We start from the raw sequence: 17,839 nt of genomic DNA, 5'->3' as shown, positions 1-17,839 counted from the left end.
AGCCCAGCGGGAGCAAGCTCCCTCGCCACGGGATTGTTACTCACTACAAATTACATCACCGCTTCAGGCCACCTTGAAGCGACTCACCAGTTGTTGTTGGTACTCCGCCAGGCGCGCCAGTTCCTGGCTGGTGATTGCGGTCTGCTCGGCGCCGGCGCTCACCTGGATAACCAGGTCGTTGATTTCGTTCACGTTGCGATTGATGTCTTCGGAAACCGCGCTCTGCTCTTCCGCAGCCGAGGCGATCTGGGTGTTGCGGTCGCTGATGCTGGCGACACCCTCGGCGATTTCCACCAACAGCTCGCCGGCCCGCTCGACTCTGCTCGCGCCGTCCTGGGCCTTGCCCAGGGTCTGTTGCATGGAAACGGCCGCCCGGTCCGAGCCCGCTTGCAGGTTGCTGATCATCTGTTGAATGTTGCCCGTGGACTCCTGGGTCTTCTGCGCCAGAGTCCGCACCTCCGAGGCCACTACCGCGAACCCACGGCCATGATCACCAGCCCGCGCTGCTTCAATGGCCGCGTTCAACGCCAACAGATTGGTTTGTTCGGCGATACCACGAATCACATCCAGCACCGAGGAGATGGCGTCGCTTTCCAGCTTGAGATCACCAATGATGAGCGCGGTTTCCTCAGCCTGCCCGGACAGCTGGCGAATCAGGCCGATGGTGCTTTCAATCTCTTCACGGCCCTGCTCAGTACTGCGGTTGACCTGCCGGGACATCTGCGCGGCATCGTTGGTACTGTGCGCCACATCGCGTACGGTCGCGCTCATCTGATTGATTGCGGTGGCGACCAGTTCGGTGCCTTGGCGCTGCTGCTCGACACTCTGGCTGGTCTGGACCGTAACCGTGGAAGACTCCTCCGCCGCGGTTGCCACCTGGGCCGTGGCATTGCCGATCTCCTGCACGACGACGCCGATTTCCTGCGCCATGCGATTGAGGTTGTGGGCGATCTGGCCGAATTCGTCCCGGCCTACATAGCTTGCCCGAGCGGTGAGGTCGCGTTGGGCCAGGCCATCGAGGGCTTGATTCACATCCCGGACCGCCAGATCGATCATGCGGATGATCAGACACGAGAGCACCGCGACAGCCGCCAGCGCCACGATCACTGCCGCGATCGTCAGCCATAACGCACGACTCGCCTCATCCCGCGCTTGCATCGCCAAGTGGCTGACGCTCTGGCCCAGGGCTTCTTCCACCTGGCTCATCAGGTCGATGCGTTGCGTGGAGAGTTCGAACCAGGCTTGCGGCTGGACGTCCAGGGGTTGTCCCAACGGCACCTCGAACGCCAGGCGCTGCAACTTGCCCACTTGGGCCGCAGCCGGCTTCTGCATCTGCTCGTCGAACTGGTGGAGCAAGGCAGGCGGGGCCTTGCGCCGGAACGCGTCGGAGTAAGCGGCAAATTCTCCCAGGTTGCGGCTGAAACGCGATAACAACGCCTCGTCAAAGTGCCCCTGGCTGAATACCAGGCCGAGCACGACCCGCTCCCGTCCGGCGCGCTCTTTCATCTCGATGAACTGATTGAGCGCACCGAGTGCATGAACAATGGAGGCGTTATCGATCGTGGCTTCCAGAGAGTGGGTGTAGCCGACAAGGGCCTGGATAATTTCGGTGTAGCGAACACCGGACTCAGTGCTGCCGATACTCAACTTGTCGACCTGGGCACGGATGGCCGGCAGCTCGTTCAGTGCGCGCAGCACACTGGCCAATTCTTCGTTCCCCGGCTGCGCCAGCCTACGCACCACTTCGACCGAAGCGCTGGAGTCGTCGCGCATCCGAGCCATCCGCTCGCCCATGGCCTTGCCGTTGCTGCCCAGGAACACCCCGCTGGCACCGCGCTCGCGCTGGAGCGTGGTGATCAGTTGGCTCAACTTTTGTGCCTTGGCGCTGGCCGCTACCGTAGCATTCATATCCTGCAGCGTCTTGTAGTTATCGACCACAAAGACGCCAGCCAACGTCAGAAACCCCAGTAAGGGAAGGAGTAGGATCAGTAAAAGTTTCAGACGTAGCGGTGCATTCTTGAGCATCTGCGTTCAAGCCTCATTCCATTTCAATCGAATGTATTGACGCGTGAACTTGTTATGAGGTGATTGTATCCGCGCTGTTCCTGCCGGGATCTTAGCGCAATATCAAACAGCCATCACGACTAATATCGAAGCGCGCTCCGCTTACGCCGGTTGCGGACGGTAAATCCGCAAGTGCCTTGATCTGGATCAATCGCGGACCATTTATTTGCGACGGTCTGCCGGCTCATCGGCCAGGCATTTTCATACCTTTTGCTAAGGATCATCACCCTAAAGCGCATTCGAACCATACCCCCGTATGGTATCGAACGCTCCGCGTCGGCCTGCAAACTGAACGCTCCAGGCCAGCCGCCGCCCTCACGCCGGTACGCGGTGTACGCCTGGAACTCTTGCCCCCACGCACTGGAGAACATCCCATGACAACACCTCAGGATTACCCCACCCAAAAAAGTGGTACACATCAGAACGGAAACAGTCAGCAGCCATTGAACGTGCGCCTGGACGCTCCAGTCGAGCGTGGTGACACGGGATTCGAGGAACTGGTGCCTTCGCGCTATGCGCTACGGATCGGTGAAATCGATGTGCTGGTGGTCAGCGATGGGGTATTGCCGCTGCCGACCACGACAATGTCCACCAACGCCGACCCGGCCGCCCGTGCCGCCTGGTTCAGGGAGATGTTCCTCGGACCGGACGCGTTCGATTGGGCGCTGAACGTATTGGTGGTGCGTAGCGGCGAGCAGACCATCCTGGTCGACGCGGGACTGGGCGGGCAGTTCGCCGGCTTCCCGAGGGCCGGGCAATTTCCCAAGCGCCTGGCCGCCGCCGGGATTGACCTGGCGTCCGTGACCGATGTGGTGATTACTCACATGCATATGGACCATATCGGCGGGCTGCTCGTCGACGAGGTGAAGAACCGGCTGCGTCCGGACCTGCGCATCCATGTGGCCGCGACAGAGGTAGCGTTCTGGAAGTCGCCGGACTTCTCCAGGACCTCCATGCCCTCACCCGTGCCGGACGTCTTGCGCTCCACCGCCGAGCAGTTCATGAAGGCTTATGGCAGCAAGCTGCATACATTCGAGCAAACGTGCGAGGTGGCACCCGGCGTGGTCGCGCGGCTCACCGGCGGCCATACACCAGGGCACTGCGTGGTTCACGTGACATCCGGCAACGAGCGGTTGACGTTCGCCGGCGACGCGCTGTTCCCGGTCGCCTTCGATCATCCCGACTGGCACAACGGATTTGAACATGATCCCGAGGAATCGGTTCGTGTGCGGGTCCGTCTGATGCAGGAAGCGGCGGCGTCCGGCGAATTGCTGGTCGCCACTCACCTGCCCTTCCCGTCGGTGGGCCGTGTGGCGGTCGACGGCGATGCCTTCCGCTGGGTGGCGGCGTTCTGGGATTATTGAAGGCTCGCCAGACCTGGCCCAGCCGACCTTCAGCACGGGGAAAGCGTCTCCCCGCGCTGAAGGGGCGGCCTGGGCAGTTGGAAAACAACCGTCAGTCCCGTGCCCCTGCGATCACGCTGAACTTCCTCCGGCCATGGCCCCTCTGCCCTTTACCATCACGCTATCGAGAGAGGCAGGACGTCATGAGAGCACTTACATATCACGGTGCACACAATGTGAAAGTCGATACGGTCCCTGACCCGATCCTGGTGGACAGCGACGACATCATTCTGCGGGTCACCGCAACGGCGATCTGCGGTTCCGACCTGCACCTTTATCGCGGGAAAATCCCCACCGTCGAACACGGCGACATCTTCGGGCATGAGTTCATGGGCATCGTCGAAGATGCAGGTTCCGCGGTGACCGCCGTGCAACCGGGCGACCGTGTGGTGATTCCGTTCGTGATCGCCTGCGGCAGTTGCTTCTTCTGCCAGATGGACCTGTTCGCCGCCTGTGAAACCACCAACACCGGGCGCGGCGCGATCCTGAACAAGAAGGCGATCCCACCGGGGGCAGCGCTGTTCGGCTTCAGCCATTTGTATGGCGGCGTACCCGGTGGACAAGCCGAATACGTGCGCGTACCCAAAGCCAATACCGGCCCCTTCAAAGTGCCGGGGACACTCTCGGATGAAAAGGTCCTGTTCCTCTCCGACATCTTGCCCACCGCGTTTCAAGCGGTCACCAATACCGGAATAGGCAATGGCTCGAGCATCGCGATCTACGGCGCCGGCCCGGTCGGCTTGTTGAGCGCCGCCTGCGCCAGGATGCTGGGCGCCGAGCAGATTTTCATGGTCGATCATCACCCCTACCGCCTGGCTTACGCGCAGAAAACCTATGGCGTGATCCCGATCAATTTCGATGAGGACGACGACCCTGCCGACACCATCATCCGCCAAACCAAAGGCATGCGCGGGGTGGACGGTGTGGTCGATGCGGTCGGTTTCGAAGCCAAGGGCAGCACCACCGAGACGGTACTGGCAACGCTCAAGCTCGAAGGCAGCAGCGGCAAGGCGCTGCGCCAGTGCATCGCAGCCGTCAGGCGCGGCGGCACCGTGAGCGTGCCTGGCGTCTATGCCGGCTTTATCCACGGTTTCCTGTTCGGTGATGCGTTCGACAAAGGCCTGACCTTCAAGATGGGCCAGACCCACGTACAACGGTACCTGCCCGAATTGCTCGGGCACATCGAGACCGGGCGCCTATCTCCGGAAGTGATCATCAGCCATCGCCTGTCACTGGAGCAGGCAGCCGAGGGCTACAAGATATTCGACAAGAAGCAGGAAGATTGCCGCAAGGTCATCCTGACGCCGGGCAACGATAGCGCCATTGCATTGCCCGAGGATGGCGGCCCGACTCCGGTGCCGGTGACTTGAGTTCGCTGTCTGGGAGCTGAGGGCGAGCGGGAACGTGCCGCCCTCATCGCGAGCAGGCTCGCTCCCACAGAGTTTCGTGGTGCCATACGAAACTGTTACTCGCCTCGGTTCCCTTGTGGGAGCGAGCCTGCTCGCGATAGCGGTGGGTCAGTCACTCAGTGCTTGCTGATCCGACACTTTCGCGAACCTGGCCGCTCCCCCCAATCATTCCCCGGCCATGCGCTGCGGGACGCCGCCGGAGTATTTACTCATGAGTTTGAGCGTCACCCCGTTCGTCCAACCGAAGCCGTCTTGCAACTCATATTCGCCACCGCCCCCGCCATCACCCTGGCCGGACAGGTCATATTTCTCCACCAGCTTGTTCTGCTTGCCGTAGAGGTCCTGGACCTGCTGCAAGAAGCGACTGCCGATCTGTTGCGCCAACGCCGATTGCCCGTAGCGGTCCAGCCCCTCCAGCGCCACCCATTGCAACGGTGCCCAACCATTGGGTTCGTCCCACTGCTGGCCGTTATTGACCTGAGTGGTGGCAATGCCCCCTGGACGCAACAGACCCTCACGCACCGCATCGGCGGTGCGATTGGCGTGCTCGACCGAGGCAAGCCCGGCGTACAGTGGAAACAATGTGGCGGCACTTAACTGCTGGCGTTGCTGGTGCCGTTGCCAATCGTAATCCACATAGAAGCCACCTTCGGCATTCCATAAGTGCTTCTCGATGGCCTGCTGACGGCGCTCGGCACGCTGCCCATAAGCCTGGACGCAAGGCGTGTTCTGCACCGTTTCACAAGCCTTGGCGATGGTGCGTTCCAGGTGATAGACCAGACTGTTCAGGTCCACCGGCACGATGGCCGTGGTGCGGATGGTCGCCAGGTTCTGTCCATCGCCCAACCAACGGGAACTGAAGTCCCAGCCACTCTCGGCGCCCGCACGCAGGTCGCGCCAGACTTCCTCCCTAGGTCGGCCCGGGGCCTGCTCGGCGGTCTTGACATCCTGCATCCAGGATTCCTGGCGCGGCGTCGGGCTGGCGTCCCAGTAGCGATTGAGCACGCTGCCGTCGGCGAGCTTGACGGCATGTCTGGCTGCCTCACCAGGCTTGAGGGTGCTGGCGCCGTCCATCCAGTAGGCGTATTCCTTCTGCAACTGTGGCAAGTAGCGCCCATAGGCCTGATCACCTTCGATATGCGCCTGCAACTCGACCATGTAGGCAAAGAACGGCGGTTGCGACCGGCTCAGGTAATACGTGCGGTTGCCGTTGGGAATGTGGCCGTAGGTATCGATCATGTAGGCAAAGTTGTCGGTCATCTGGCGGACCTGGGCTTTGTCTCCACTTCGTTCAAGCCCCAGCATGGTGAAGTAGGAATCCCAGTAATACATCTCGCGAAAACGCCCGCCGGGGACCACATAGGGCTGCGGCAAAGGCAGCAGGCTGCTGTACTGCGGCACCTCGCGATAGGTGCGGCTCAATACCGGCCAGAGTTTATCGATGTGTTCTTCGATCGGCGCCCCAGGCTTCGGCGCCGGACTTTCGACCTCGCCGGACTCGATGAAATTGTCCTCCACAAAGGCCTTGAGATCGAAGCCCGCGTCGGCCCGCCGGGCCAGGTAGTCGGCGCGGATCTGCGCCGGCTCCCGTTTGGGCAGCGCATCCACGAAGTGCTTCTGGTCGGAGAACACCTGCTGGCGCTGCACCGCTTCAAACAGCTCGGGATAGGCTTGGTCGGGCGGTTGAGGGGTACGGGATCGGGCGTCCTGGTAGCTCCAGGTCGCGGTGGGTTGGCTTGAACAGGCCGCGCAGAACACGGCGGCAAAAGAAAGACTGTTGAGATAGATCTGTCGCATCAGCGGCTCCATGTTGTCGTTCCTGACAGACAGGGGACAGGAGGCGATGGAGCTGGGTTCATTAAATGAGTCGGATTTGGGGTGATCAGGTTATGCGCAGCGAAACCTGCGCTGCTGTCAGCGTACTCATAGCGCTCGCTGCAACGCGGCCACGCCACTACTGTCAGAGCTCACAGTTTTTAAGTGCTTAATGAAATAGCGCGGCGACAGGTTCGGCATAACCAGGTCAGGTCGCTGGTCTCGACTCCAGGCCAGCGACTAGCCGTCGACTACTTCACCCCTTCGCAATTCACCATCCAGGCAATCCCGAAGCGGTCTTCGAACATCGCGAAACGTTCCGCCCAGAAGGTTTTCGCCAACGGCATGTGCACCGAACCGCCGGCGCTCAAGCCTTGAAACAGACGCTCGGCTTCGGCCACGCTGTCGACATTGAGAGAAACGGATACGCCCTGCGGCTTGCGATACGGCTGGCCCGGCGGGCAGTCGGACGCCATCAGGCTGAAGTCGCCGACGGTCAGGCAAGTGTGCATGATCAGGTCGGCGTCCTTGGGCATGCCGACGTCTTCAGGTGCCTCGGCAAAGGTCATGGAAAACAGCTCGCCGCCCAGCACGCTCTGGTACAGCTCAAAGGCTTGCTTGCACTGACCGTCAAAGGTCAGGTAGGGGATGATTCTCATGGTGGGATCTCCTGTTCTCGGGTTTCACGATTGCGCCCATGGCGGTCAGCCGTTCTTCGCTCGGCAATCCTCCGGCGTCCGATTCGGGGGCCGGCTTTGACGACTACCATAAAGCGCAGGGTCTTATCTTCTCAGGGTCGATAAGCCGTCCTGGTTACGGCTGTATGGATAATCGAACGGCCGAGGGGGAAATCGACCGCCTGGAATAATATTTTTCAGCCTGTCGGGGCGAAGTCCGTGTACACGAACAGGTTCAGTCGCCCAGTTCCTTCACCAGACGGTGACGTGCGAGTAGCGGCGGCGGTCGCGGTTTCGTATCGGACTGCGGGTGGCTGCTCACGACTTACGCTTGAACGCTTCCCGGCGGGCGGTACGCTCGCCCAGGAAACGTTGGCTGATCGTGGCCTCCAGGTCCCTGCGCTGCACAGGCACGCCGCAGTGCGGGCAGATACTGGCCAACCCGACGTCATGACCGCAGGCCCGGTGGACAAAATGCATCGCCAGCCCCTCGCCCTCCTCTTTGCACCAACCCTCGCCCCAGGCGCGCAATGCGTAGAGCACCGGGTAGAAGGCCCAGCCCTTTTCTGTCAATTGGTACTCATAGCGCATCGGCTTCTGGTTATAGGGCCGGCGCTCGACCATACCGTCGGCTTCCAGTGCCTTCAGGCGCGAGGCCAACATCTGCGGCGTGGCACCGGTCTGGATCTGTATTTCTTCGAAACGCGTCGAGCCCATGTACAGCTCGCGCAGCACCAGGATCGTCCATTTGTCGCCGACTATGTCCACCGAGCGTGCCACCGGGCACACCGTCTCGCTCGTCTCATTGTGCATCGCAATCACCGGGCTCTCGTCAAGATCACTATTGTTTTCATAGTAGGGCTTCGAAATCCAGCCTGCGTTAAATAATCCTCTGTAGGCTACGTTTTTATTGACACTATGATTTTCATATTTAATATGAAATGTATTAAGAGCGTCACCTCCCCGCGTCATCGGCGAGCAACGCACTTACCTCAAAACTGTCTCGACTGGAGCCTTGAAATGACTGAGCTTGCCTATGATCCGGCGCGCACCGGCCTGTTGCTGGTGGATCCCTACAACGATTTCCTCTCTGACGGCGGAAAGCTGTTCCCCTTGCTGAGCAACGTCGCCCGTGAGGTCAACCTGCTCGACAACCTGCGAAGCTGCGTCGCAACCGCCCGGGCCCAGGGCATCCAGGTATTCTATGTGCCGCATCGCCGCTGGCAGCCGGGGGACTATGACCATTGGGATCATCCGAATCCGACCCAACGTCTCATCCAGCAGCGCCATACCTTCGCCAAAGGCACCTGGGGCGGCGAATGGCATCCCGATTTCGTACCGCAGGACGGCGATGTCATCGTCCACGAACACTGGGGCCAGAGCGGGTTCGCCAATACAGACCTCGACTTTCAGCTCAAGCAGCAACGCGTCAGCCATGTCATCGTCGTCGGGTTGCTGGCCAATACCTGTATCGAATCCACGGCACGCTTCGCCATGGAACTGGGCTACCACGTGACCCTGGTTCGTGATGCGACGGCGGCGTTCAGCCAGGAGATGATGCATGCCGCGCATACGCTCAATGGCCCCACGTACGCACACAATATCCTCGACACCGCCGGGCTCCTCCAGGCCCTGCAACCGCATTGAGGAGTCGGGCCATGACGTTAGCGCCGGGGCTACCTACCCGCCTGGTCACGATGATGGCGGTGGCCTGCGCCCTCGCCGTATCGACGCTCTATTACCATCAGCCGCTCCTGCCGCAGATGGCCGCCTCGTTCGGCCTGGCGCCGAGCCAGGCGGGCCTGATTGCCACGTTGACGCAACTGGGCTACGCACTGGGCCTGGTGCTGATTGTGCCGCTGGCCGATAGCCATCAACCTCGCCGGCTTGCCTCGCTGGTGGTGGTCGCGAATGCCATCGCGCTGCTCGGTTGCGCCGTCACGCCGGGTTTCGTGCTCCTATGCGTGAGCAGTTTGCTGGTCGGCGTGACGGCCATTACCGCACAGATCATTATCCCGGTCTTCGCCGGCCTGGCCGCGCCTGACAAACGCGGCCAGATCGTCGGGACTCTGCTGGGTGGGCTCTCTGCCGGTCTGCTGGTGGCACGCACAGTCGGCGGCCTGCTCGGCGAACAACTGGGTTGGCGGGCCGTCTTCGCAGTGGCCGCACTGATCGATCTGCTGTTGCTGGTGATCATCGTCAGGCGCCTGCCGGTCGCGACACAGACCACCTCGACAGGCTACTGCACACTGTTGCGCTCGCTGGTCGGCCTGCTGAGAGAAGAACAGGTACTGCGCTTTTGCGCGGCGAGCGGCTTCTTCACCTTCGCGGCGTTCAGCGCCCTGTGGGCCACACTCGCGATTCTGCTGACGCAGCCGCCCTACCGCTTCGGCCCGGCCGTCATCGGCCTGTTTGGCCTGGCGACATTGCCGGGCATCGTCGTCTCGTCGCGCATTGGCGCAATGGTTGATCACCTGGGCGCTCGTGCAGTTGCATGCGCTGGCACGATGAGCCTGATCGGGGGTTACGTCTGCATCACTGGGGCCGGGTCGGGCCTGGTCTGGCTGATCCCGGCCATGGTGCTGCTGGACCTCGGGAACCGTGCCAGCCTGATGGCCAACCAGTCCCGGGTGCAGGCGTTACGCGCCGATGCCCGTAGCCGACTCAACACGGTGTTCATGAGTGCTTATTTCCTTGGAGGCGCAGCTGGCGCGGCACTGGCGAACTACGGCGTGCACCGGGCCGGCTGGCTTGGCCTCGCCGCGACAGGTGCCTTGCTCGCGCTCGCGGCCGCGACGATCAATGCCCACTCGCCTCGTGAGTCGAGCGCATCGATTGTTTCGCAACGTTGAATACACATGGCAACCCAACGGCATTTATCTCACAGGTTTGAACAAGAAGAATGGGCTCCCAGGGCACGTCGCCCTTTCCAAGGAGTCATCCCATGCCGTTTGCCAATTACAAATTTCCCGAAGGCACCCTCGATCACGCGCGCAAAGAGGAGATCATCCATCGCACCACGCAAATGTTCGTCGAATACTTCGGCGAGCAGGTCCGCCCGTTCAGCATGGTGCTGGTCGAAGAAGTGGCCGACGGTGGCTGGGGGCGCGCCGATGAAACGCTGACGCTAGAGAAAATGGGCATCGTCAGGGATCGCAAATGATCACCCGGCAAGCGTCGGCGGTGCGCACACGCATCGTTGTCATGGGTGAACGGGCTAATCGGGCAGAGCCTTATCTGTATGCCCTGCTGCGGATCGTCTTCGCGGTCGTTCTACTGACCCACGGCCTGCCAAAGGCGCTCGGCACATCCCACGGGTCGATGGCTGACCCGATGGCCGGATCGATTCACCTGATCGACAGCGTGCTGGGACTGCCCTTTGCACCTCAACTGGCCTTTCTGGTCATGCTGCTGGAAACGGGGGGTGCGCTCCTGCTCGCCATTGGCCTGGGTACCAGGTGCGTCGCGCTGTTGATTGCCATGCAAATGGTTGCAATCAGTTATGCCCTCGGGCCGAACTGGCCTTGGATCGATCGAGGCATCGAATTCGCGGTGCTGATGGGTTTTCTGGCGCTCTATATCGTCGCCCGCGGAGGTGGAGCCTTTTCATTGGACTCGCGTTTGGGTGGACGCCTGGGCTGACCACCCATTTGCTCGCCGTCAGCCGTTCCCGAGCATCTGCCACAACGACGCCCCTACCCCAGTAATGCTCTCCCCGGCGATCAACCCTGCGGCAGCAGTAATGGCAAAGCGCTCGGTCAGGCTTGGCCAGCGACAACTGACCAGCCAGGTGAGCACCGCGCCCAGGGCCATCATCAACGACACTGAGGCTGGCAGGACAAACGCCAGCCCCAGCGCCGCCGTACTGGGCAGGTAGCGTGTGCGGTGGGCAGGCAAGAGGCTGTCGAGCATGCCCAGCAGCAGACCCGCCAGGGCGCCGATGAAAATCGCCCAGCGAATACTCACCGACAGCGAGTCCAGACCGTGGGTCAGGGTTTGCGCAACCGCTTTCCAGGTAGCGACCGCCGGAGCCGGCCACTCTTCGGTGAGCAGCATCGCCTGCGGGTCCGGAATCAGAGCCAGGTAGGCGAACACACCGACGATGCTGCCGATGAAAATCCCCAGGGTCTGCGCGACCAATTGCTTGCGCGGCGTAGCGCCAATGGCCCTGCCCACTTTAAAGTCATTCATCAAGTCCGTGCACTGCCCGGCCGAACCGCCGGCGGTGTTGGCGCTCATCAGGTTGATCGGCACCTGCCCCGGTGCAACGATGCCAAAGCTTAACTGCGACAGCTGGCCAATGGCACCGATGGGCGGGATGCCCGTGGCGCCGACCACCCGGGCGGCCACGGCGGCCAGGCAGATCGCCAACGGGATGGTCAATAACGCCATCCACGGGTTGATGCCGAACAACAGTGCTTGCAGGCTCACCACCAACAGGATCGCCAGCAGGAATCCAGCGGCGGGTCCGAACTTGGGCATCACCCAGATCGCTCCGCCTCCAGCCCGGGTAGACCGGTGCAAGGCCCACAAACGGATCGCCAGCGAGGCCAACGTCGAGCAGACCATCAGGCTCACCCCGGGCCACAACAACCACTCCACCAAGGCCGCAAACTGCGGGCCGTTGCTACCCTCGGGCAACCGCACCAGCCCCTGCGCCAACAGCCACGGCGCCAGCCCGCCCCATGCCAGCACCGCACCAAGGAGCAGGGTCAGGCCGACGCGAATGCCGATGATCGCACCGAACCCCACCAGCAGCAGCGAAGGGTCCGCCGTGAACGTCAGGCGCTCCAGCTGGGCGCTGGGCGACCAGCGCGGCAAGGCCCAGAGAAAACTGTCGATCCACTTGACCAGCGCCGACAGCAATGTGGTGCCGAGCAGCACTTTCAGACGCGTCGCCGCTTCACGACCGTGGTTATAAATGTGCAGCAGCGTCTCCAGGGTCGCCATGCCTTCGGGAAATTTCAGCGCCTCGTCATTGAGCAATGACGGACGTAAATACCAGGCGATCCAGATCCCCAGGAAGCTCACCGAGAACACCCAGGCGACCATCGGCAGCGCATCCAGCTGCTGACCGGTCAGCAAGGTATAGGCCGGAATAGGCGCCACCAGCCCACCGGAAATGATCGAAGCTGCCGCGGAGGCGACGGTCTGGTTGATGTTGCTTTCGTGCAGGGTCCAGGGCAGTCCGGTGCCCGAGCGCCTGGCCAGGCCTTGCCAGAGGCCATAGCCGATCAACAAGGCGATGATCGACATATTGAACGACCAGCCGATCTTCAACCCGGCGTAGACGTTCGAGGGTGTCAGCAAAATACCGAGCACGATTCCGGTACACACCGCACGCGGGCTGAGCTCGCGTTCGACAGGGCCGTGCAGCGGAATCGGTGACGAAGTTGGGGACATGCGAATTCCTTATCGACAGTGACAGCGTTCACTTGTAGCGGCGACTTAACAAGGGAGCGCTGTACTGTCGGAAGGTTCACACGAGGCATCAGCGTCAGAAATCGACCGTGACCGAGAGCTGTAACGCGCGCGGAACATTGCCGACGCCCACTCCACCGCTGGGCTTTTCAATCTGGAACAACGCCAGGGTGGTCATGAATGTGGTATGGCCTCGTCACCCGGTCGGCTCACCTGATCCACCGTCTCTCCCTCGAGGGACGGTAGCCGAAGTACGCGCTGTAGCACTTGCTGAAATGGCTGGGTGAGACAAACCCGCACGCTACCAGGACCTCGGTTTGGGAGAGTTCGGTGTGCTGCAACAGCCGCCGTGCTTCGGTGATCCGTAGTTCCAGGTAGTAACGCTGGGGCGGCGTGCCCAATTGTTCTTTGAACAGCCGCTCCAGCTGACGCCGCGAGCGCCCGACGAAGAGCGCCAGTTCATCGATCTCCAGCGGTTCTTCCAGGTTCGCTTCCATGAGCGAAATGACTTCACGCAATGGCGCGCTGACGCTGACCAATGGCGAAACCTTTATCCGTCGATAGCGCGACTCCTCGAACGACAGAATGTCTTCGATGCCTTCCACCAAGGCCTTGCCATGCAGCCCGCCGATCCAGTTCAGCGCCATCTGGAAAGCGCCTGCCGGGCTCGACGCCGTGAGTCGATCGTTGTCGATGACCTGGGCTTCGCTGGTCACTTGGGTCGCTTTGGCGAGTTCCGCCAGGGCCGGGCGATGCTCGGGATGGATGGCGCACCGGTAGCCGTCGAGCAGCCCGGCAACGCCCAAAAACCACGAACCGTTCCACAAGCCCGCCAGGTTGATACCGCGTGCCGCGGCGCCGCGCAGCCATGCAATCAGGTCATCATCGGCCTTGAGTGCCGTGCGATAACCGCCACAGATCACCAACAGGTCCAGCCCTTCCAGCGCATCCTGGGCCAACACCGCGTCGGGACGAATCACCAGCCCCAGGTCACTGACGATCTCTGCGCCGTCGAGGCCGAAGGTAGTGGTCGAAAACAGACCCGGACGCAGCAGGTTCGCGGTGACGAGGGTGTCCAGGACCTGCGTGAACGCCGGCAGCGAAAAATGCTCAAGCAGCAGAAAGCCTGCGCGTGTTTGCCGCGCAGGCACTGTCCTGTCTTCTTGCAGGAAACGCAGGTTTTTACCTTTCATCACGCCACTGAACTGACGTCGTGTGTTCACACCCTGCTCCGTCTCGCTCAAGCCAACTGGAATCCGTGGGCGAGCGGATCTTTATCGTCGACGAAAATCGTGTTGTGGCCGATGATTTCCGCCCAGCCGCCCACGCTGGGGTGGATGCCCTGGAAACCGGCGACCGGCACCGCCGCCTCGACCTTGCCTTCGAATATCGTGCCGATGAGGCTCTCATGGCGGTAGATCTCGCCGACCCGCAGGCGCCCTTTGCCAAACAACTGGGCCATTCTCGCCGAGGTTCCGGTTCCGCCCGGGGAACGGTCGATGCCCTTGTCGCCGTAGAACACCGCGCAACGACCATGGGCGCTGCTGTTTTTCGGTTTGTCGCACCAGATGACGTGATGCACGCCACTGATCCGATCATTTTCCGGGTGGACCGGATGGCTGACATCCGCCAGAGCCGTGCGTAGTTTCTGGCTCAAGGCGATGATCTCGGCCGTCGTTTGCCCCTCGAGCCCGGCCCAGCAGGCCTGCGGCTCCACCACGGCATAAAAGTTACCGCCAAAGGCGATGTCCAGCGTGAAGGTGCCAACGCCTGGCACCTCGACCTGGACATCGGAGCTGTGCAGGTAACTGGGCACATTGAACAACCGTACGGATTCCACTGACTCGCCCTGCATCGTGTAGTCGACAACCACACGACCGGCCGGCGTTTCGACTGCCAGTCTGCCCGGCTCACGAGGACTGACCAGCCCTTCTTCGATCACCACGGTGCTGAAGCCAAGGGTGCCTGCGCCACACATTGGCAGGCAGCCGCTCACTTCGATAAACAGCGCGCCAACGTCACAGTCCCCGCGGGACGGTGGGTAAAGGATCACGCCGGACATGATGTCGTGCCCCCGTGGCTCGAACATCAGCGCCGTGCGGATCCAGTCATGATCGCGGACGAACATCTCCCGTCGCTCGGCCATGGGCACCGAAGGCAGTAAAGGAGCGCCCCCCGCCACCACCCGGACCGGGTTGCCGCACGCATGGGCATCGATACAGAAAAAACTGCGTCTCATGGCAACTCCCTGTTCAAACCAGTCTACGAGGCGAATGGCGCTGCAACGCACCACGCGACAGCCGATCCAGCAGTAACGCCACCGCAACAATCGCCAGGCCCGCGCGCAAGCCCAGCCCCATTTCCATTCGCGTGAGGCCCCGCGTCACTTCGGCGCCCAATCCACCTGCCCCCACCAGCCCCGCCAGCACCACCATCGCCAGCGACAGCAGGATGCATTGGTTGAGACCCACCAGAAGGGTCGGCGCAGCCGTCGGCAACTCGATCTTGAACAAGATGTCTCGCGGTGACGCGCCTGAAGCCTGGCCGAGTTCCAGCAAGTCCTTGGGCAGTTGCTTGAACGCCAGGGTGGTCAACCTGAGCATCGGCGGGATGCCGTAGACAATCGTCGCGATGATCGCCGGTACGCGCCCCAGACTGAACAACATGACCGCAGGAATCAGGTAAACCCAGGGCGGCACCGTTTGCATGATGTTCAGCACCGGCAGCAGCGCCGCGTCGACGCGCTTGACCCGCGCCGCCAGAACGCCCAACGGGAACGCGATGGCGACCGAGATCAGCACCGCCACCGCCACCAGGGCGATGGTCTGCATCGAGGCGCTCCAGAGCCCGGAAAACAAACAGAAGGCCAGCATCGCTGCGGCATAGGCCGCGACCTTCTTGTTGGCGAATACCACGGCGGCGATCACCACCAGGCCAATCAGCACGTAAGGATGGGGAGCGAGCAGCAGGCTTTCCACAGCACCCAGGACGGTCTCGATGACCTTGCTGATGACCACGAACAATCCGTGGAAGTTGGCATTGAGCCAATCGACGACAGGGGCCAGGAATGCGCCAGGAGAAAAGTTCATGGTTGCTCCCCGTTGGTTGATCGCACGGCGCTTTGCGCCAGTCGGTCGAGAATCATGGTCAGGATCACAATGGCGATGGCCGCGTTGATGGACTTGGCGATATCCAGCGTGCGAACCGCACCGTAGATCGATTCACCCAGCCCGCCGGAGCCGACGATACCGGCGATCACCACCATCCCGAACGCCATCATCAGGCTCTGGTTCACGCCGGCCATGATGCTGGGCAGCGCGAACGGCAGGCGGATCTTGTAGAACATCTGCCAACCGGTCACGCCGCTGGCATCGCCCAGCTCGATGAATGCCTTGGGCGTCATGCGGATACCCAGCGACGTCAGGCGCAGCGCCGGCGGCACCGCGACGATGAACGTCGCCAGCAACGCGGTCGCCGGGCCATACCCCAACAGGGCAATGGCCGGCAGCAGGTAGATATAGGGCGGCATCGTCTGGACCAGGTCCAGGCACGGATCGACGACCCGATCGATCGACGGCGCCAACCCCGCCAGCACGCCCAGGGGGATCGCCACCAGCAAGGCCAGGAACGTCGCGGTCAGGACCAGCGCCAGGGTGCTCACCGTTTCCGTCCACAAGCCGATAAAGGCACAGAACAGCAACGCCAGCCCGGACAACAGTGCGAACTGCCGGCCAACGGCGCGCCAGCCGAGCAATGCGATCAGCAGCGCGATGACATAGGGCGGGGGCGATGCAATGCACCACAGCACGCCTTTATACACGCCGGCCAGCGCCGCATTCACCGCGTTGAATACAAACTCACCGTTGTCTGCAAGCCAGCCCAGCCCGGCGTCTATCGCCGCGTCGAACTGGCTGGAAAAGTCGGGCGTGCTCATGGGGATGTCTCCGCCAATGCGCTGCTCGAACGTTCAGTGAATTCGTTTGGAATACCCTGGACGCCGCGCAGCAGGTCACGCGGCGTGACAACTCCGACCACCGCGCCGGCTTCGACCACGGCCAGCGCATCGCGCTCGGACTTCATCGTCAGACCGATCAACTCGTTGATGTCGGCATTGAGGGTGGTCTTGAGCAACCTGGAAATATCACAGCCGGGATTCGCCGCCCGATATGACTCCACCGGCGTCATCACCGAATGGGCCTTGACCAGGTGCAGGCGCGAGATGCCCGCGACGAACTCCGCGACGTAGTCGTCCGCCGGATTGAGGACGATTTCTTCTGCGGTGCCGACCTGAATGATGACCCCGTCCTTCATGATCGCGATGCGATCACCAATGCGGATCGCTTCATCCAGGTCGTGGGTGATGAATACCGCTGACTTTCCAAGCTCTTTGGTCAACTGGCGGAACTCGTCCTGCAGTTGCCGACGGATCAACGGATCGAGCGCGCTGAACGGCTCGTCCATCAAAATGACTTCGGGATCCGCTGTAATCGCCCGGGCGAGCCCGACGCGTTGCTGCATACCGCCTGACAGCTCGCTCGGGTAACGCGAAGCCCAGTCGGTGAGCCCGACCTTGGCCAGGGCACGCTCGGCGACGTTGTAGCGTTCTGCCTTGCCGACACCCTGGACCTCCAGGCCGAAGGCGGTGTTTTCCAGCACGGTCCGGTTGGGCAACAACGCCACACTCTGGAACACCATACCGATGTTGCGCGCCCGCACATCGCGCAACTGCGCCGGGGTCAACGAGGAAAGGTCCTTGCCTTTGACCAGCACCTTCCCGGCGCTGGGTGTGATCAGCTTGTTGAGCAGCCTGATCAGCGTGGATTTGCCACTGCCGGACAACCCCATGATGCAGAAGATCTCTGCACGACGAACCTGAAGAGTGACGTCAGAGACGCCCACCACGCAGCTGTAGTCTTGCAGGACCCGGGTCTTGCTCAGGCCCCGCTCGACCACGGCCTGCATTGCCGCCGGAGCCCTGGGGCCGAAAATCTTCCAGACTGCCTGGCAATCTATCAGTACTTCGTTGGTGTCGATATGAGCCGTTGTCATT

16 protein-coding genes are annotated in these 17,839 nt (G+C 61.8%); 6 read left to right on the top strand and 10 right to left on the bottom strand.

Annotation, left to right across the window (positions count from 1 at the left end; translation table 11 throughout):
• Positions 1–63: 63 nt before the first annotated feature.
• Positions 64–2,025 (bottom strand): methyl-accepting chemotaxis protein, encoded by a 1,962-nt coding sequence (locus ACLEJQ_RS03790; RefSeq protein WP_440792325.1) that lies wholly within the window; start codon positions 2,023–2,025, stop codon positions 64–66.
• Between the two features lie 413 nt (positions 2,026–2,438).
• Between ACLEJQ_RS03790 and ACLEJQ_RS03785 the strand changes: the two genes are divergently transcribed.
• Both ACLEJQ_RS03785 and ACLEJQ_RS03780 read left to right on the top strand, forming a co-directional pair.
• A complete protein-coding gene (locus ACLEJQ_RS03785) occupies positions 2,439–3,428 on the top strand; it encodes an MBL fold metallo-hydrolase (protein WP_440792323.1) in 990 nt (329 codons plus the stop codon).
• A 182-nt stretch (positions 3,429–3,610) separates the two neighbouring features.
• Positions 3,611–4,837 (top strand): zinc-dependent alcohol dehydrogenase, encoded by a 1,227-nt coding sequence (locus ACLEJQ_RS03780; protein WP_440792321.1) that lies wholly within the window; start codon positions 3,611–3,613, stop codon positions 4,835–4,837.
• A gap of 204 nt (positions 4,838–5,041) precedes the next feature.
• Here the strand turns inward: ACLEJQ_RS03780 and treA are convergent, their stop codons facing one another.
• From treA to ACLEJQ_RS03765, 3 genes are all read right to left on the bottom strand, one after another.
• A complete protein-coding gene (gene treA, locus ACLEJQ_RS03775) occupies positions 5,042–6,673 on the bottom strand; it encodes an alpha,alpha-trehalase TreA (protein WP_440792319.1) in 1,632 nt (543 codons plus the stop codon).
• 269 nt (positions 6,674–6,942) lie between these two features.
• On the bottom strand, positions 6,943–7,350 hold the full coding sequence (locus tag ACLEJQ_RS03770) for a VOC family protein (protein WP_440792317.1): 408 nt from the start codon (positions 7,348–7,350) through the stop codon (positions 6,943–6,945).
• A gap of 336 nt (positions 7,351–7,686) precedes the next feature.
• Complete coding sequence (locus ACLEJQ_RS03765; protein WP_440792609.1) at positions 7,687–8,187, bottom strand: winged helix-turn-helix transcriptional regulator; 501 nt, start codon at positions 8,185–8,187, stop codon at positions 7,687–7,689.
• A gap of 201 nt (positions 8,188–8,388) precedes the next feature.
• Between ACLEJQ_RS03765 and ACLEJQ_RS03760 the strand changes: the two genes are divergently transcribed.
• The 4 genes from ACLEJQ_RS03760 (at position 8,389) to ACLEJQ_RS03745 (ending at position 11,010) form a co-directional block, all read left to right on the top strand.
• Entirely contained in the window at positions 8,389–9,015 is a 627-nt protein-coding gene (locus tag ACLEJQ_RS03760) for an isochorismatase family cysteine hydrolase (RefSeq protein ID WP_440792315.1), read from the top strand.
• Between the two features lie 11 nt (positions 9,016–9,026).
• Positions 9,027–10,220: an MFS transporter gene (locus tag ACLEJQ_RS03755; protein ID WP_440792313.1), complete on the top strand. Its 1,194-nt coding sequence runs from the start codon at positions 9,027–9,029 to the stop codon at positions 10,218–10,220.
• A gap of 92 nt (positions 10,221–10,312) precedes the next feature.
• On the top strand, positions 10,313–10,531 hold the full coding sequence (locus tag ACLEJQ_RS03750) for a tautomerase family protein (RefSeq protein WP_440792311.1): 219 nt from the start codon (positions 10,313–10,315) through the stop codon (positions 10,529–10,531).
• On the top strand, positions 10,528–11,010 hold the full coding sequence (locus ACLEJQ_RS03745) for a DoxX family protein (protein ID WP_440792309.1): 483 nt from the start codon (positions 10,528–10,530) through the stop codon (positions 11,008–11,010). The genes ACLEJQ_RS03750 and ACLEJQ_RS03745 overlap by 4 nt, the downstream gene beginning before the upstream one ends.
• An 18-nt stretch (positions 11,011–11,028) precedes the next feature.
• Here ACLEJQ_RS03745 and ACLEJQ_RS03740 read toward each other — a convergent pair whose 3' ends face one another.
• The 6 genes from ACLEJQ_RS03740 to ACLEJQ_RS03715 form a co-directional block, all read right to left on the bottom strand.
• Positions 11,029–12,771 (bottom strand): OPT family oligopeptide transporter, encoded by a 1,743-nt coding sequence (locus tag ACLEJQ_RS03740; protein ID WP_440792307.1) that lies wholly within the window; start codon positions 12,769–12,771, stop codon positions 11,029–11,031.
• Positions 12,772–12,998: 227 nt separating this feature from the next.
• A complete protein-coding gene (locus ACLEJQ_RS03735; RefSeq protein ID WP_440792305.1) occupies positions 12,999–14,012 on the bottom strand; it encodes a GlxA family transcriptional regulator in 1,014 nt (337 codons plus the stop codon).
• A gap of 17 nt (positions 14,013–14,029) precedes the next feature.
• Positions 14,030–15,028, bottom strand: coding sequence for a 4-hydroxyproline epimerase (locus ACLEJQ_RS03730; protein ID WP_440792303.1), 999 nt, complete (start codon positions 15,026–15,028; stop codon positions 14,030–14,032).
• A gap of 13 nt (positions 15,029–15,041) precedes the next feature.
• Positions 15,042–15,878: an ABC transporter permease gene (locus tag ACLEJQ_RS03725; protein WP_440792302.1), complete on the bottom strand. Its 837-nt coding sequence runs from the start codon at positions 15,876–15,878 to the stop codon at positions 15,042–15,044.
• Complete coding sequence (locus tag ACLEJQ_RS03720) at positions 15,875–16,723, bottom strand: ABC transporter permease (protein WP_440792301.1); 849 nt, start codon at positions 16,721–16,723, stop codon at positions 15,875–15,877. Before ACLEJQ_RS03720 ends, ACLEJQ_RS03725 begins: the two co-directional genes overlap by 4 nt.
• Positions 16,720–17,838, bottom strand: coding sequence for a quaternary amine ABC transporter ATP-binding protein (locus ACLEJQ_RS03715; protein WP_440792299.1), 1,119 nt, complete (start codon positions 17,836–17,838; stop codon positions 16,720–16,722). The genes ACLEJQ_RS03720 and ACLEJQ_RS03715 overlap by 4 nt, the downstream gene beginning before the upstream one ends.
• Between the last annotated feature and the right edge of the window lies 1 nt (position 17,839).

This window comes from Pseudomonas sp. SMV71, from assembly GCF_052042015.1.
In the GTDB taxonomy this organism is placed as follows: Bacteria; Pseudomonadota; Gammaproteobacteria; order Pseudomonadales; family Pseudomonadaceae; genus Aquipseudomonas.
This window is presented reverse-complemented; position numbering and strand designations above follow the sequence as displayed.

Bases quoted from the DNA above. Each gene is read 5' to 3' on its own strand.
- ACLEJQ_RS03790 (WP_440792325.1), bottom strand. From the start codon at position 2,025: ATGCTCAAGAATGCACCGCTACGTCTGAAACTTTTACTGATCCTACTC.
- ACLEJQ_RS03785 (WP_440792323.1), top strand. From the start codon at position 2,439: ATGACAACACCTCAGGATTACCCCACCCAAAAAAGTGGTACACATCAG.
- ACLEJQ_RS03780 (WP_440792321.1), top strand. From the start codon at position 3,611: ATGAGAGCACTTACATATCACGGTGCACACAATGTGAAAGTCGATACG.
- treA (WP_440792319.1), bottom strand. From the start codon at position 6,673: ATGCGACAGATCTATCTCAACAGTCTTTCTTTTGCCGCCGTGTTCTGC.
- ACLEJQ_RS03770 (WP_440792317.1), bottom strand. From the start codon at position 7,350: ATGAGAATCATCCCCTACCTGACCTTTGACGGTCAGTGCAAGCAAGCC.
- ACLEJQ_RS03760 (WP_440792315.1), top strand. From the start codon at position 8,389: ATGACTGAGCTTGCCTATGATCCGGCGCGCACCGGCCTGTTGCTGGTG.
- ACLEJQ_RS03755 (WP_440792313.1), top strand. From the start codon at position 9,027: ATGACGTTAGCGCCGGGGCTACCTACCCGCCTGGTCACGATGATGGCG.
- ACLEJQ_RS03750 (WP_440792311.1), top strand. From the start codon at position 10,313: ATGCCGTTTGCCAATTACAAATTTCCCGAAGGCACCCTCGATCACGCG.
- ACLEJQ_RS03745 (WP_440792309.1), top strand. From the start codon at position 10,528: ATGATCACCCGGCAAGCGTCGGCGGTGCGCACACGCATCGTTGTCATG.
- ACLEJQ_RS03740 (WP_440792307.1), bottom strand. From the start codon at position 12,771: ATGTCCCCAACTTCGTCACCGATTCCGCTGCACGGCCCTGTCGAACGC.
- ACLEJQ_RS03730 (WP_440792303.1), bottom strand. From the start codon at position 15,028: ATGAGACGCAGTTTTTTCTGTATCGATGCCCATGCGTGCGGCAACCCG.
- ACLEJQ_RS03725 (WP_440792302.1), bottom strand. From the start codon at position 15,878: ATGAACTTTTCTCCTGGCGCATTCCTGGCCCCTGTCGTCGATTGGCTC.
- ACLEJQ_RS03720 (WP_440792301.1), bottom strand. From the start codon at position 16,723: ATGAGCACGCCCGACTTTTCCAGCCAGTTCGACGCGGCGATAGACGCC.
- ACLEJQ_RS03715 (WP_440792299.1), bottom strand. From the start codon at position 17,838: ATGACAACGGCTCATATCGACACCAACGAAGTACTGATAGATTGCCAG.